Here is a 13324-nt window from a genome sequence, read left to right on the forward strand (position 1 = left end):
GCACAACGGCCCATCAATGGATTCTCACAAACACTACCGGATCTGTCTGGTCAGGCGTTTCACTTCCGGGGAACTACTGCTGGAAAAATCCTGCAGAGCCTTGGCTCCCCCGGAAGCATAGACCGCAACTGCCGCCATAAGATCCTTGAGCACCTGAGGACTGTTACGGTCAAAGGGTGCGTATGCGCCCCCTGAAAGCTTGCTCACCTGCTGGAATACCGCCCTTGCATGGGCATCATTGCCCTCGTGAAACATGAACACCGGTGTGCGCAGCATTCCCAGTTCCCCGGCGGTGTGACAGAGTTCGTCCACCGGTTCCTCGCAACAGTCACCGATAAACACCACAGCTTTGACGGGCTTTGCACGGGTCTCTTTCACCGCATGGGCCAATACCCGGCTGATCTGGGTGCGCCCACCGAGGCAGGAAACGCCGTTCATCAGATTCAGCAACTGCCCGGTTTCGGTCACAAAACCCGTGGCCTTGAACTCACCGAAGCCACGGTAGTAGCAGAGCTGAATGGCCAGGCCACCCAGATCCCGGGTTGCTATAAACAGTTCGCTCTGCAGATGGCAGGCCTGGTCCCAGGTAGCTTCCCGGCTTGCAGTCGCGTCCAGCGCGAAAATCAGCCGCCCCTGCCCGCCACCCTGCTTGGGCAACGTGCGAACCTCATTGATAAACTGGTCGATCGCCTGTTTGTCGGATCGGGTGCGTAGCTCTTTATCGGACATAGGCTCCTGAAAATCACGGCGGCTGAAAAAACTGACGCTAAAATAGTAGGGCATAGATCGCGCAATTCACAGGTTTGGCTCTTTCAGTTGGCTCCCCAGAGCACGCTGGAAACAAAGCAACGCACACGGCCATTGGCTGGTAGACCTGCCTGTTCTGATGCAGTGGCAGAGCCCGGGGCAGGTTTGGGCGTTCCGGGTGGAACGAAACGGGGACCGTTGGGCCACGATGGACAAGGACAGGGAAGTAGAAAGCGCGCTCTATTTACGCGAGTGGAGAACCCAACTGACTTATCGGCTGCACCAGGGGGGACAATCCTGGCCAACCATCGCTCTTGGTCTAGGAGCCAGTCTGGCTACCCGTGTCCAATACAAGGACCTGAACACGGGCACCGAGGATCTGAGCCTTGGGGATGCCCTGCTGGCAAGCCTCAGGCTCGATTGGTAGATCCAGGTTCCGACACTGGATCCAAACCGGGTATCAGCCTACCCGGTTGAGTGTTACGTCGATGTTGCCACGGGTTGCGTTGGAATATGGACAAACCTTGTGTGCTTCATCGATCAGCTGCTTGGCCTCGGCATCGTCCATACCCGGAAGGCTGATGCGCAATTCCACTTCAATGCCAAACCCATTGGGGATCTGGCCGATGCCAACCACGCCTTCAATGGAAGCATCCTCCGACATCTTGAGCTTGTCGCGACCGGCCACAAATTTCATGGCGCCGATAAAGCATGCGGAATAGCCTGCAGCAAAAAGTTGCTCCGGGTTGGTCCCCTTGCCGCCGGCACCGCCCATTTCTTTCGGGGTTGCCAGCTCTACATCAAGAATGCCGTCTGACGAAATTGCACGGCCGTCACGACCACCGGTTGCTTCTGCATGGGCACGATAGAGCACTTGTTCGATAGACATAACGCTTTCCTTTTTCCTTCGAATTTGAACAGAAATACCTTCCGAGGCATTTCCGCGCGACGATTTTCTGAACGACGCGTCGCCCCGTTTTATGCGATAGAAATGGTTAACTGGATCAACCCGCCAGCGCGGCTCGCACTTTCTTGCTCAAATGCCCCATCTCAACGCGGCCAAGTACCTGGGGCTTCAGTTCATTCATCACCTTACCCATGTCCTGCATGCCCTGGGCATCCGTTGAACTGATGGCCATCCGAATCAACCCGTCAAGATCATCCTCGCTGAGAGCCGCCGGCATGAACTCTTCAATGATCACCATTTCCGCTCGCTCTTTATCGCCCAGTTCCTCGCGGCCGGCTTCGTCGTATTGACTGGCCGCGTCGCGGCGCTGTTTGAGCATCTTGTCCAGCACCTTGAGAACATCCTCGTCATTGAGCTCGCGGCGTTCATCAATCTCAATCTGCTTCACGGCAGACTGGGCCATGCGCAAAGTAACCAGGCGGGTTTTATCCTTGTTCCGCATTGCTTCTTTTACCGCGCTGTTCAGTTGTTCCTTAAGGGTTGGTGCCGTCATTGCTGATCTCCTGTTGTTTGGCTTTGTTCTGGTTTATGGGGACGAATCGGGAATAATGCAAAGGGTGGGAATTCCATGATTCCTGCTGCACTGTAGAATGCAGACATCCGAGGAAAGAAAAAGGCGCCAGGAACAATGATTGATTTCCGCAGCGATACTGTGACCCGCCCTACCCCCGAGATGCGCGAAGCCATGGCCAGCGCCGAGGTGGGAGACGATGTCTATGGCGACGACCCTACGGTTAACAGCCTGCAGGCCTACGCCGCCCAGAGGCTCGGCTTCGAAGCGGCCCTTTTTACTGCCACAGGCACCCAGGCCAACCTGCTTGCCATCATGAGTCATTGTGGCCGTGGCGATGAGTATCTCTGTGGCCAGTCCGCTCACAATTACAAGTATGAGGGCGGAGGCGCCGCGGTGCTGGGCAGTGTCCAGCCCCAACCGATCGAGAACGAGCCGGACGGGAGCATTGATCTGGAAAAAGCCCGGGCCGCGATCAAGGCGGACGATTTTCATTTTGCCGTCACCCGTCTGCTCTCCCTTGAGAACACCATCGGAGGCAAAGTACTGCCCCTTGAGTACCAGGCGCAGGCCCGTGCGTTCTGCGACGAACACGGGCTTCTTCTGCACCTGGACGGCGCCCGTGTCTTCAATGCCGCCGTAAAATCAAACTGCGATGTCACCGAAATAACCCGGCACTACGATTCCGTCAGCATGTGTCTGTCCAAAGGCCTGGGCGCACCGGTTGGATCGCTGCTGCTGGGGTCGGAATCATTCATCAAGCGGGCCACCCGGCTGCGCAAAATGGTGGGGGGCGGCATGCGCCAGGCCGGCATTCTGGCCGCCGCGGGACGTATCGCGCTCGAAAGGGGGCCGCTTCGACTGCTCGAGGACCATGAAAACGCCGAATACCTGAGCAACGGCCTGGCAAAGATTCCGGAACTTGAGGTCAACCCGGCCAGTACCCAGACCAACATCGTTTACGCAAGGTGCAAGGCGGGCCAGGCGTCACAGCTGAAAGACTACCTGGCCGAACAGGGCATCCTGATTACGGCCGGCGACCCGATCCGCTTTGTGACCCACCAGGATGTCAGCCGTGAGGATGTCGACATGCTGCTGACGGCCATCCGGCAATTCTACCCGTCCTGACCGGATACTCTCGCTCAAAAAAGGCCCCTCAATGGGGGGCCCTTCCAGCGTCACCTGATATCAGCCTGGGGTTACACCATCTTGCCTTCGGCAATCAGCAAGCGGCGTTCATGATGAAGGCCTTTGAACAGGCTGTAGGTCATCACCAACAGCACCAGCGTAAACGGCAGCCCGACACTCAGGGCGCCAGCTTGCAGAGCGTTGAGGGCTTGTTCACCGCCAACGAACAGAAGCGCCCCGCCTCCGAATGCGCTCATCCAGAACAGAGTAATGATGGTCGGGATGATCAGAACCGCCGTGACGAACTCACGCACCGTGCGACCATGGGAGACCCGCGCGATAAACATACCTACGAACGGTGACCAGGAAATCCACCAGGCCCAGTAGAAGACCGTCCAACCATGGAACCAGGTGGTGTCTTCCTCGCGGCCAAAGGGATTACTGAGCGAGAACATATTGGACGCGTAGGAGACCGACGTATCCCAGAGCCACTGGAACACGGCAAGTGTGGGGCCGGCAAATATTACAAACAGAAGCAGCAGCCCGGCCATGATCATGTTCGCGTTACTGAGAATCCGGACACCACCATGGATCCCCCGAATCACGGAGAGGGTAGCAACAGCCGTAACGCCGGCGATCACGCCGACCTGAATATTCAGGCCTCCCTCAATATCAAACAGGTAGGAAATACCGGATGCCGCTTGCTGGGCGCCAAACCCGAGCGAGGTTGCAAGACCAAAGATGGTCGCCAGTACCGACACGGTGTCGATAACATTACCGGGCCATCCCCACACCTTGTCTCCCAGAATTGGAAAAAAGGCAGAGCGAATGGTTAGTGGCAGGCCTTTATTAAAGGCAAAAAACGACAGCGAGAGCCCGACAATCGCGTAGATTGCCCAGGGATGCAGACCCCAGTGGTACATGGTTGCGCCCATCGCAAGGCGGGCACCCTCAGCAGTGTTTGGCTCAACACCGAGGGGCGTTCCATACCAGTCGGTGTAATAGGCCACAGGCTCGGCAACCGACCAGAACATCAGCCCGGTACCCATACCAGCTGCGAACAACATGGCAAACCAGGACAGCAGAGAGAACTCTGGCTTGGCATCAAGCCCGCCAATCCTAATCTTGCCCACCGGCATGAAAATAAGGGCCAGACAGAAAACAACAAACAAGTTTGCGCTGAGAAGAAAGCCCCAGTCGAACACAGCAATCGCACCATTCTTGGCGCTATCGAGCAACTCCTTTGCACCTGCGGGGAAAATAAGTGTTCCGACAACGAAGGCAACAATCAGGATTGCGGTTAACGGAAATACGATGTTGTGGATATCGAAGCCGAACTTCTCGATATTATCCTGACCGGCTACATAGTCGGTCTGATAATCGTCTGAAATGACGTCACCCAATGTGAGGACTCCTATGACTGCATAACCCGGCAGTCGGTTGGAAAGTTTACCTCTCTAAGTGCCACCCCAATATTTTGAACTCTAAGAATTAAAATTTCCAACTCTGTTAGACTTGTGCGGTACGAATCCTCGCAACGCCTGAAGGTTCCCGCTGATGAAACTCAACCCCTTTAACACCCGCATCGGTCTGGCTCTGGGAGGCGGCGCTGCCAAAGGCATTGCGCACATTGGTGTGCTGAAAGCGTTTGAAGAAGAGCAAATCAAGATCCATTGCATTTCAGGTACGAGCGCCGGCGCGCTTATCGCGAGCTATTACGCTTTCGGCCGCCCGGCGGAATCCATCCTCAGCATTTGCTCAACACTGAACCTCTCCAAAATCATCAACTTTACCTTTGAGCGCGGCGGGCTGTTCAGCACCAACGCCATTCGGGAGATGATTCACCGCGATCTGGGCGATGTCCGGATCGAGGACGCCGAGATTCCGCTGGCCATCTGTGCCACGGATATCGAAACCGGTGAACAGCTGATCTTCCGGGAAGGCAATCTGGCGGATGTCGTGTGCGCCTCAATGGCGGTTCCCGGCCTGTTTGTACCTGTTGAAATCGATGGGCGGATTCTGGTGGACGGGGGGCTGGTGGAAAACGTCCCCATTTCGCCATTGGCCAAAATGGGTGCTGGTATTACGGTGGCCGTTGATCTCAGCCATGTCAGCCGTTATCCGAAGCCGGACAACACCTTCGATGTCATTTCCAACGCCATCAACATTGGCATCGATTTCAACACCCGCAAGCAACTGAAGCATGCCGACATATCGGTACCTCTGGACCTGAGCGACTACAGCCTTACCAATAACGCCGACCGCGTTGACGAGCTTTATCGGGAAGGCTATCACCCGATGAAGAAGAAGATCCGCCAGGTACTCTGGTACAAAAGGATGCATGTTGCCATCAGTCTTCTGAAAACAACGCGAACGTTGATGCCCTTCAAGGTGCCCGAGATTCTGAAGGAGCTCAGGCGCCACGGCTTTGCGGTGCGCAATCGTAATTAGCCACTTAATCACCGCCAGCGGTGAACCAAAACGCTCTTTGCAGACTACTCTTCACACCCGACCATTTTTCAATGCGAACGGAGCTTGCGCATGATTACAGTTCACCACCTCAACAATTCCCGCTCACAGCGCGTTCTCTGGATGCTGGAAGAACTGGGTGTTCCCTACGAGATCAAGCATTACCAGCGAGATCCCAAGACCATGCTGGCCCCCGAAAGCCTGAAAAAGGTGCACCCGCTTGGAAAATCCCCGGTGATCACAGACGGCGATCTGGTGGTGGCCGAATCCGGTGCCATCATCGAATACCTGGCGCACACCTACGGCAAAGACACCATGCTCCCGGAGAGCGGGGGGCAAGCCTGGCTCGACTACACCTATTGGTTGCACTACGCCGAAGGCTCATTGATGCCGCCTCTGGTGTTGCGCCTTGTCTTCGAAAAGGTAAAAACCAGCCCGATGCCGTTCTTTGTTAAACCTGTCGCCAAAGGCATTTCGGACAAAACCAACGAGATGTTTATCGGCCCGATGATCAAGACCCACCTGGATTTCGTGGAAAGCCATCTGGCGAAGAACACCTGGTTCCTGGGGGACAAACTGAGCGCGGCGGACATCCAGATGAGCTTCCCGCTCGAGGCTTCCGTAGCCAGGGGCATCGTCGGCAGGAACCGGCCTCACATCAGCGGATGGGTCAAACGCGTTCATGCCCGACCGGCTTATCAGAGGGCGCTCGAGAAAGGCGGTGATTACGACTTCGCCTGAAGACCGGCGATCTGATTGCGGCTAAAAGGAGTATCAAATACTGAATTCACGGATGGAGATACTGGAATGAAAGAAGTTCGCAGAACCACGCTACCCGTTGTGGAAATGGCGAAAAGCAACGAAGAGTTCCGGCAGGTATTATGGACCGGAGATCATACGCAACTCGTTCTGATGGCCATTCCCGAAGGCGGCGAGATTGGCGGCGAAGTTCACGAGGTACATGATCAACTGCTTTATTTCGTCTCGGGCGAGGGGGAAGCGACGATCGGCGAAACGAAGGTACCTGTAAAGGCGGGCGACGTCAGCATCGTGCCCTCGGGTACCTTTCACAACTTCCGTAACACCGGAAACGGCATGCTCAAGCTTTACACAACCTACTGTCCACCAGAGCACGCCCCGGGAACCGAGCATGAAACCAAGCAGGAAGCGGATGCCGCGGAATGAATCCGCGGCCTACAGTCGCTTCAAGAAATTATCCAATGCCTGATTAACCGGATCCGGATGCGACAGATTTGCGGCGTGCCCTGCACCTGGAATCACGATCAGTTCGGCATCCTACGCTCTTAGCAGTCTGTCCATCTGCCAAGAGGCGCTCGGCCAGGCGATGGTCTAACCTTGATCCTGCATCTCGTTGACTGCGGCCTTTTCTGGCTCAGGAAGCGTACACCCAAAACAAAAACAGGAACCGGGGACCGTATGATTTTTGATTACATCATTGTAGGTGGCGGATCGGCTGGCGCCGTGATGGCGGCGCGATTGAGTGAGGACCCCGATGTCAGCGTCTGTCTCCTGGAGGCAGGCGGCAAGGGCGATCACTTGCTGACCCGCGCGCCAGCTGGTGTGGTCGCAATCATGCCCGGCCATGGCAAGATCAATAACTGGGCGCTCAATACAGAGCAGCAGCCCGAGCTGGCCGGGCGTCGAGGATTCCAACCCAGAGGCCGTGGGCTGGGTGGTTCCAGCCTGATCAACGCAATGCTTTATGTGCGTGGACACAGCGCGGATTATGATGGATGGGCCGAGCTGGGTTGCGACGGATGGGGATGGGACGATGTTTTGCCCTACTTCCGCAAAGCGGAATGCCATGAAGGTGGAGCCAGCGAATACCACGGGGCCGATGGCCCACTGCATGTTTGCAAACAGCGATCACCAAGGCCCATTTCCGAAGCCTTTATCGATGCGGCTAAAGAGCACGGCTATCCCGCAAGCGACGATTTCAATACCGGCGACAACGAGGGCGTTGGCCTCTATGAAGTTACCCAGTTTCATGACACCGAACGCAATGGTGAACGCTGCTCCACCGCTGCGGCGTATTTGTATCCGATCATGGAACAGCGCAACAACCTAAAGGTTGTGACCGGTGCCCGTGCGACCCGAATTCTTTTTAACGGAAAACGTGCTTCCGGCGTTGAGTATCGACTCAAGGGCCGATCGCTCTCGGCCTCAGCAAACCGCGAAGTCATCCTATCCGCCGGTGCCTTCGGTTCACCGCAGTTACTACAGCTATCCGGAGTGGGAAACCCTGAAGACATCCTCCCGCACGGTATTCCCATGATTCACGAACTGCCGGGTGTCGGCCGAAATCTGCAGGATCATCTGGATTTCATTCTGGCCTACAAGTCCGGGGATACCGATAACTTTGGCTTCAGTTTAACGGGCATGAAAAACATGCTTCGCCATTCCCTCCAATGGCGAACGGATGGGACGGGTATGATTGCCTCGCCCTTTGCAGAGGGGGCGGCATTCCTGAAGTCTGACCCGGAGCAGAACAAGCCGGACCTGCAGCTGCACTTCGTCGTCTCCATCGTGGAGGATCACGCCCGTAAACTGCATTGGGGACACGGCTTCAGTTGCCACGTCTGCAACCTGCGGCCGAAATCCCGAGGGCGTGTTTTTCTGCTCAGCGCCGACCCAATGGCCGATCCCGGCATCGACCCCAACTATTTGTCCGACCCGGACGACCTGAATCTGACTATCAAAGGCGCAAAAATCACCCGGGAGATTCTCGAAGGGCCTGCACTCTCGCCGTACCGACAATCCGAAATGTTCGGCGTTCACGACGGCATGAGCGATGAGGAATGGGAACGCCACATTCGCGCCCGTGCGGATACGATCTATCACCCGGTGGGCACCTGCAAGATGGGCATAGATGATCTGGCCGTGGTTGACTCCAGCCTCAAGGTTCACGGACTTGAGGGTTTGCGGGTGGTCGACGCTTCGGTCATGCCGACTTTGATTGGTGGTAACACCAACGCCCCGACGATCATGATTGCTGAAAAGATCGCCGATACGATTCGAACCAGCGGATAAAGGCCTCACTAAAGGTGGCAAAATGACAACAAAAGACAAACCAGTTGCTCTAATCATCGGGGCCGGAGACCACCTCGGCTCTGCCATCGCCCGGCGCTTTGCAAAGGAAGGCTTCCACCTTGTGGTCACCCGCCGGCGCGGGGATCTTGATCTTCTCAGCTCGGAAATTCAGGCTCTCGGCTCGAGCGCGACAGCCATCCATTCCGATGCAAGGGACGAAGACCAGGTCATTGAGCTGGTTGAACGCGTTGAGTCAGAGCATGGCCCAATACGGGTAGCCGTCTTCAACGTGGGCGGAAACGTTCGATTCGATATCTGCGAGACCAGCACCCGGGTCTACCGGAAAGTCTGGGAGATGTGCGCACTGGCCGGGTTTCTGGTCGGGCGCGAGGTCGCAAAGAAAATGCTGCAACGCAATGAAGGCACTCTCCTCTTTACCGGCGCCTCCGCGAGCCTCCGCGGCGGACGCGGCTTTGCGGCCTTTGCCGGCGGCAAGCATGCGCTGCGCGCCCTGGCGCAAAGCATGGCAAGGGAATTGGGCCCGCAAGGGATACACGTCGCTCACGTGGTGGTGGATGGCCTCATCCGCAATGAAGCCACGGCAGAATTTTTGCCGGACCTCTATGCGAGCAAGGGCGAGGACGGCATTATCGAGCCCGACGAACTCGCGGAAATCTATTGGCAGCTACACAACCAGCCACGCTCAGCCTGGACTTTCGAGCTCGATGCGCGGCCTTTCTCAGAGAACTGGTAACGCCCCGGAGAAGCTGTGTCGGACTATCAGGAGCCGGGTATCAGCCGGCTCCTGTCGTTCCTAGACGTAGAAGTCCAGCTCCTCCTGGGATTTCAGAAGATCCCGCATCTTGATCGGGTCGTCACCGAAAAAGAACACAAGCCCCCAGTGAGTACCAAAAGCGGATCGGTCCGGAACTGTTTCCTCGGCAGGGGCCACCAACTCGTGAGACTCGAAGTAAGGATGCTCAATGCACTCTTTGGGCATTTCCAGCTTGCTCACCACGCGGCGTCTCGGATAAACACCGAAGCAGCCGGCATAACCTTTGGCATCGACCACTTCGCGGGGGAAGAAGGCATCGACCTCTTCCTTGGTGCTCTTGGGATCAAACACCAGCATGGAAGCCTGGTAGGCATTGAATCCATACGCGCGTTCAATCAATTCGAAGGCCTTGAACCCGGGTGGGCGATACGCAACTTCGCCAAAGTACATGGTGCCGTCGCTGGTTACGAAGTACTCCGGATGAATCAGACCGAACTGGATATCAAATGTTTTGACCAGCAACTCGATCTGCTTGGTGATTGCTTCGCGCCAGCTTTCAAGTTCCTTCGTGGCAGGAACAAATACCGAGTAACCCAGGGTGACGTACTCTGAAATATTCAGGAATTTGATTTTGCCATCGTGGATCCAGGCCTCAACAGCGAATTCCCAGCCACTCAGGTGACTTTCCATGAGCAGGGGGTATTCTTCGTCCGGAATCGTATCGATTTCTTCCAGAGTTCGGATCATGCGGTGACCCAGGCAACCGGCTTTATCGAACGCCTTCACGTGAATCGGATCGTCCGGGTCACCATCCAGTTTGAGCAGCGTCTGGTTGACCCGCTTCATGAAGCGAATGATGTCATCCTTTTCGTGGGCTTCTTCGAAAATCCCGACGCGAATACCACCAAGCTGGGCCCGACGTTTCATCAGCGCCTTGTCCCGGAACAAAATGGACTGGCCGTACATACGCGGATTATTCAACAGAACAGAGTTGATCGCGCCTGACCATTCCACCGTTTCTTCGAACAATGGGATTGCGACATCCACGCCTTCGGCTTTCAGCTTTTCAGCGATTTCCATGGACCGATCGTTCAGGCGAACAAAATCCCAGGGGATGAAGGGAATATTGTTGGCCGTGCAAAAATCGGCAGCCCAATCCGGGGCAACCACGATATAGCGGCGATCGAACTTCTGAGCCGCCTTGATCGCATTAATACTCCAGCCAAGAAGAGCAATATAGCCCTTGTTTGGGTCCTTGGGTGTTTCCGTTCCCAGAACCGAGTCCATGGAGGGATCGCGCCAGGCCAGCACTTCCTGCGACATTTTGGATTTCGGTGTGATCGCCATAAGTTACCCCTTTATATTCGAAATAACGCAAAGGGCATTGGCAACAACCCGATGCGTCAGACCAGAGTGTCCCAGCCAGACGCGGAAATTAGTTTCCATACACAACAATTTAGACCCTTACAGGCCAGGAAGCGAGCCTGTCCCTCCACTATCAAGACGATTACGAAAGGATCTCGAGTCAAAAGATGCAAGCATCCAAAGGCCTGCCTGCAGAGATTTTCCGTTTTATCCCCGCAGCCTGTAGAAGGGTTCGAGAACCGGCTTCAATCCTTTTGCATCGTCAATGAACAGCTGCAGATGCGGGAAGGGAATCTCTATACCGGCGGCATCCAGGGCTTCTTTCATCTGCTCGAGAATATCGGCCATGATTCTGGGCCGAACATCCAGGTTATCCGGCGTTATCCATACTTTGACTTCGAGGTTCACTGACGAATCACCGAGGCTTTTGAGCAAAACACGGGGCTCCATGCCAGCGCCCTGCAAAACTTCGGGATGAGCCAGCAAAACCGGCATCAGCACTTCCCTCGCCGCCTTCGCAGATTCCTTGTAAGCAATCCCCACGGGAATATTCAGGCGTGTCACGCCCTCTGCGCTGTAATTGATGATATCCGTGGAGGCAACACTGTCGTTTGGAATCATCGTGAAGATATTATCCCGGGTTCGCAGCCAGGTGGTTCGCAAGGCAATCTTCACCACTTTGCCTTCCTGTCCGTTGATGGTGACCCAATCACCGATTCGAAAAGGCCTTTCAATGAGCAGGGTGATACCCGCAATGAAATTGGAGAGAGTGGATTGCGCTGCAAAACCAACGGCAATACCGACGATGCCCAGACCGGCGATAATCGACACCACATCGAAACCAAACTGGGCAAGCACCGTTACCACCGCAAGGGTTGCGGCGATAACCGCAAACAGATTCTCGACCAGTTGCCGGATGGAAGGATCCATTCGATAGCGTGAAGTGCCTTCCTTGATCAGACGTCGGAAAACTACCCAGACAACGTAGAAACCGAGGACCATGAAACCCGCCCTCGCCATCGCCTTGAGAACCTCAGGCGAAACCCCGAATTGCGCAAGAATAACTACCAGCGCACCCAACCCGGCCAGATAGCGCAGGCCACTGCGCATCTGGATGTAAAGAGGGGTTTTCGTTCGCCGCTCACCCAGGCCCAGCCTGATGGCAGCGATCAGAATCAGATAAACGCCCAGGAAGACGCCAAGGTAGATTACAGAGACCAGCAGCTGGCCAAGTACCTGTACCAGCAACGCCCCCCAGTCGAGATTCTCGCCTGACACTGCCTGAAAGGCATCGCCAAGATTTCGACGGAGCTGCTCAATCAAATCTGCACCGAATGATTCCATCATGATCTGCACGACACCTTTGCTGTCCATACACCAAGTAAAGGCGCGAATGGCATTTTGCTCAAATGCCGATCCGAGCCTCTTTGAAGCGTATGTGCAAGTTACATTGACGGATCACTCTGCAAGGTGCTCAATATAAGAACGACGACCTTGTGAAGGAGATAACAATGAAATGGATTGTGCTCGCAGTAATTGTCGCGATCATCGCCGTCTGGCTGTATCGGGGCAAACGCAAAAACTATATTGAAGATCCTGATGTGAAAACATTCGATGAGAAAGACTACTACCTCACATCGAATGACAACGCCTCAGATGACGAGTCCTCCCCCGATCAGAGCAATCCTCGTCACTGAGATGGGCGTTACTTTTTCAGGCTGATCTGCTTTGAACCCGTGGGGGATACTTGTCCGCTTTTGCCCTTGCCGACGTATTCCACAGATCCGCCCGCTTTCAAAAACGCGGCTGTCTGTTCTTCAATGGCAGCAGAAGTCAGGGTTACTTTCTCGGGTTTCTTGCTCATAGTGATATCCAGGTCGGGATGGCTTAATTAATATCGTAAGCCTTCCATTATACCTGAAGTGGCTAAAAATTGTTCGCTCCCTATAGACTGCGCGCTTCACGCGCCTCAGCCAGGCTCCCCTTGTTCTCAACATTTGTATAACCGGCACGCTCCAGAGCCGATTTTGCTTTACCTGCCCTGTTGCCACTGCGGCAATAAAGATTAATCTCGGTGTCTTTGTCCGGGAACCTCTCGGTAACCTCCGCAACGATCTGGTCATGCGGAATCAGCGGGTCTCCATCTATGTGGCTTTGCCGGTGTTCCGCCTCTGTGCGGACATCGATCCACACGGGCTTCGCGTGCGCTACTATCGGTGCCAGCGCAAGTGATAGCAGGATTAGCACCGCTTTCACTGAAAAAGACACTCTCATAACCAACTTGCTCCCTATTTTGAGGCTCTACAATTAG

16 protein-coding genes are annotated in these 13324 nt (G+C 55.3%); 8 read left to right on the forward strand and 8 right to left on the reverse strand.

What is annotated here, in order from left to right; genetic code table 11:
- Positions 1-33: 33 nt before the first annotated feature.
- Positions 34-729, reverse strand: a complete 696-nt coding sequence (locus AC13DD_RS06270; RefSeq protein WP_092033371.1) for a hypothetical protein — start codon at positions 727-729, stop codon at positions 34-36.
- A gap of 157 nt (positions 730-886) precedes the next feature.
- On the opposite strand from AC13DD_RS06270, the gene AC13DD_RS06275 reads away from it, so the two are divergent.
- Entirely contained in the window at positions 887-1174 is a 288-nt protein-coding gene (locus tag AC13DD_RS06275; protein ID WP_482930996.1) for a hypothetical protein, read from the forward strand.
- Between the two features lie 33 nt (positions 1175-1207).
- Here AC13DD_RS06275 and AC13DD_RS06280 read toward each other — a convergent pair whose 3' ends face one another.
- Both AC13DD_RS06280 and AC13DD_RS06285 read right to left on the reverse strand, forming a co-directional pair.
- Entirely contained in the window at positions 1208-1636 is a 429-nt protein-coding gene (locus AC13DD_RS06280; protein ID WP_482930997.1) for an organic hydroperoxide resistance protein, read from the reverse strand.
- A 115-nt stretch (positions 1637-1751) separates the two neighbouring features.
- The gene (locus tag AC13DD_RS06285; RefSeq protein WP_014578054.1) at positions 1752-2207 is read right to left on the reverse strand and encodes a GatB/YqeY domain-containing protein; all 456 of its coding nucleotides are present in this window, start codon (positions 2205-2207) and stop codon (positions 1752-1754) included.
- 135 nt (positions 2208-2342) lie between these two features.
- On the opposite strand from AC13DD_RS06285, the gene ltaE reads away from it, so the two are divergent.
- Positions 2343-3353: a low-specificity L-threonine aldolase gene (ltaE, locus tag AC13DD_RS06290; protein WP_273018371.1), complete on the forward strand. Its 1011-nt coding sequence runs from the start codon at positions 2343-2345 to the stop codon at positions 3351-3353.
- Between the two features lie 71 nt (positions 3354-3424).
- On the opposite strand, the gene AC13DD_RS06295 is transcribed toward ltaE, so the two are convergent.
- Entirely contained in the window at positions 3425-4756 is a 1332-nt protein-coding gene (locus AC13DD_RS06295) for a BCCT family transporter (RefSeq protein ID WP_273068996.1), read from the reverse strand.
- Positions 4757-4910: 154 nt separating this feature from the next.
- On the opposite strand from AC13DD_RS06295, the gene AC13DD_RS06300 reads away from it, so the two are divergent.
- The 5 genes from AC13DD_RS06300 (at position 4911) to AC13DD_RS06320 (ending at position 9627) form a co-directional block, all read left to right on the forward strand.
- On the forward strand, positions 4911-5804 hold the full coding sequence (locus AC13DD_RS06300; protein WP_008172443.1) for a patatin-like phospholipase family protein: 894 nt from the start codon (positions 4911-4913) through the stop codon (positions 5802-5804).
- Positions 5805-5894: 90 nt separating this feature from the next.
- Complete coding sequence (locus tag AC13DD_RS06305) at positions 5895-6563, forward strand: glutathione S-transferase family protein (protein ID WP_008172445.1); 669 nt, start codon at positions 5895-5897, stop codon at positions 6561-6563.
- Between the two features lie 66 nt (positions 6564-6629).
- Positions 6630-7007 (forward strand): cupin domain-containing protein, encoded by a 378-nt coding sequence (locus AC13DD_RS06310; RefSeq protein WP_482930998.1) that lies wholly within the window; start codon positions 6630-6632, stop codon positions 7005-7007.
- A 252-nt stretch (positions 7008-7259) separates the two neighbouring features.
- A complete protein-coding gene (locus AC13DD_RS06315; protein ID WP_482930999.1) occupies positions 7260-8873 on the forward strand; it encodes a GMC family oxidoreductase in 1614 nt (537 codons plus the stop codon).
- A 22-nt stretch (positions 8874-8895) separates the two neighbouring features.
- Positions 8896-9627, forward strand: a complete 732-nt coding sequence (locus AC13DD_RS06320) for an SDR family oxidoreductase (RefSeq protein ID WP_104270633.1) — start codon at positions 8896-8898, stop codon at positions 9625-9627.
- Between the two features lie 60 nt (positions 9628-9687).
- Here the strand turns inward: AC13DD_RS06320 and AC13DD_RS06325 are convergent, their stop codons facing one another.
- Together AC13DD_RS06325 and AC13DD_RS06330 are read right to left on the reverse strand one after the other, a co-directional pair.
- A complete protein-coding gene (locus AC13DD_RS06325; RefSeq protein WP_053112857.1) occupies positions 9688-10995 on the reverse strand; it encodes a carboxylate--amine ligase in 1308 nt (435 codons plus the stop codon).
- A 225-nt stretch (positions 10996-11220) separates the two neighbouring features.
- Entirely contained in the window at positions 11221-12360 is a 1140-nt protein-coding gene (locus tag AC13DD_RS06330) for a mechanosensitive ion channel family protein (protein ID WP_062782166.1), read from the reverse strand.
- Between the two features lie 164 nt (positions 12361-12524).
- Between AC13DD_RS06330 and AC13DD_RS06335 the strand changes: the two genes are divergently transcribed.
- Positions 12525-12710, forward strand: coding sequence for a hypothetical protein (locus tag AC13DD_RS06335; RefSeq protein ID WP_014578070.1), 186 nt, complete (start codon positions 12525-12527; stop codon positions 12708-12710).
- An 8-nt stretch (positions 12711-12718) separates the two neighbouring features.
- Here the strand turns inward: AC13DD_RS06335 and AC13DD_RS06340 are convergent, their stop codons facing one another.
- Both AC13DD_RS06340 and AC13DD_RS06345 read right to left on the reverse strand, forming a co-directional pair.
- Positions 12719-12877 carry a hypothetical protein gene (locus AC13DD_RS06340; protein ID WP_008172456.1) on the reverse strand — a complete coding sequence of 53 codons (159 nt, stop codon included), beginning with the start codon at positions 12875-12877 and terminating at the stop codon, positions 12719-12721.
- A gap of 80 nt (positions 12878-12957) precedes the next feature.
- Positions 12958-13287 carry a rhodanese-like domain-containing protein gene (locus tag AC13DD_RS06345; RefSeq protein WP_008172458.1) on the reverse strand — a complete coding sequence of 110 codons (330 nt, stop codon included), beginning with the start codon at positions 13285-13287 and terminating at the stop codon, positions 12958-12960.
- Between the last annotated feature and the right edge of the window lie 37 nt (positions 13288-13324).

This window comes from Marinobacter sp. L-13 (assembly GCF_056857715.1).

What these genes read in the sequence shown, in the direction of transcription:
- AC13DD_RS06270 (WP_092033371.1), bottom strand. Translation starts at nt 729, where the DNA reads ATGTCCGATAAAGAGCTACGCACCCGATCCGACAAACAGGCGATCGAC.
- AC13DD_RS06275 (WP_482930996.1), top strand. Translation starts at nt 887, where the DNA reads ATGCAGTGGCAGAGCCCGGGGCAGGTTTGGGCGTTCCGGGTGGAACGA.
- AC13DD_RS06280 (WP_482930997.1), bottom strand. Translation starts at nt 1,636, where the DNA reads ATGTCTATCGAACAAGTGCTCTATCGTGCCCATGCAGAAGCAACCGGT.
- AC13DD_RS06285 (WP_014578054.1), bottom strand. Translation starts at nt 2,207, where the DNA reads ATGACGGCACCAACCCTTAAGGAACAACTGAACAGCGCGGTAAAAGAA.
- ltaE (WP_273018371.1), top strand. Translation starts at nt 2,343, where the DNA reads ATGATTGATTTCCGCAGCGATACTGTGACCCGCCCTACCCCCGAGATG.
- AC13DD_RS06300 (WP_008172443.1), top strand. Translation starts at nt 4,911, where the DNA reads ATGAAACTCAACCCCTTTAACACCCGCATCGGTCTGGCTCTGGGAGGC.
- AC13DD_RS06305 (WP_008172445.1), top strand. Translation starts at nt 5,895, where the DNA reads ATGATTACAGTTCACCACCTCAACAATTCCCGCTCACAGCGCGTTCTC.
- AC13DD_RS06310 (WP_482930998.1), top strand. Translation starts at nt 6,630, where the DNA reads ATGAAAGAAGTTCGCAGAACCACGCTACCCGTTGTGGAAATGGCGAAA.
- AC13DD_RS06315 (WP_482930999.1), top strand. Translation starts at nt 7,260, where the DNA reads ATGATTTTTGATTACATCATTGTAGGTGGCGGATCGGCTGGCGCCGTG.
- AC13DD_RS06320 (WP_104270633.1), top strand. Translation starts at nt 8,896, where the DNA reads ATGACAACAAAAGACAAACCAGTTGCTCTAATCATCGGGGCCGGAGAC.
- AC13DD_RS06325 (WP_053112857.1), bottom strand. Translation starts at nt 10,995, where the DNA reads ATGGCGATCACACCGAAATCCAAAATGTCGCAGGAAGTGCTGGCCTGG.
- AC13DD_RS06330 (WP_062782166.1), bottom strand. Translation starts at nt 12,360, where the DNA reads ATGATGGAATCATTCGGTGCAGATTTGATTGAGCAGCTCCGTCGAAAT.
- AC13DD_RS06335 (WP_014578070.1), top strand. Translation starts at nt 12,525, where the DNA reads ATGAAATGGATTGTGCTCGCAGTAATTGTCGCGATCATCGCCGTCTGG.
- AC13DD_RS06340 (WP_008172456.1), bottom strand. Translation starts at nt 12,877, where the DNA reads ATGAGCAAGAAACCCGAGAAAGTAACCCTGACTTCTGCTGCCATTGAA.
- AC13DD_RS06345 (WP_008172458.1), bottom strand. Translation starts at nt 13,287, where the DNA reads ATGAGAGTGTCTTTTTCAGTGAAAGCGGTGCTAATCCTGCTATCACTT.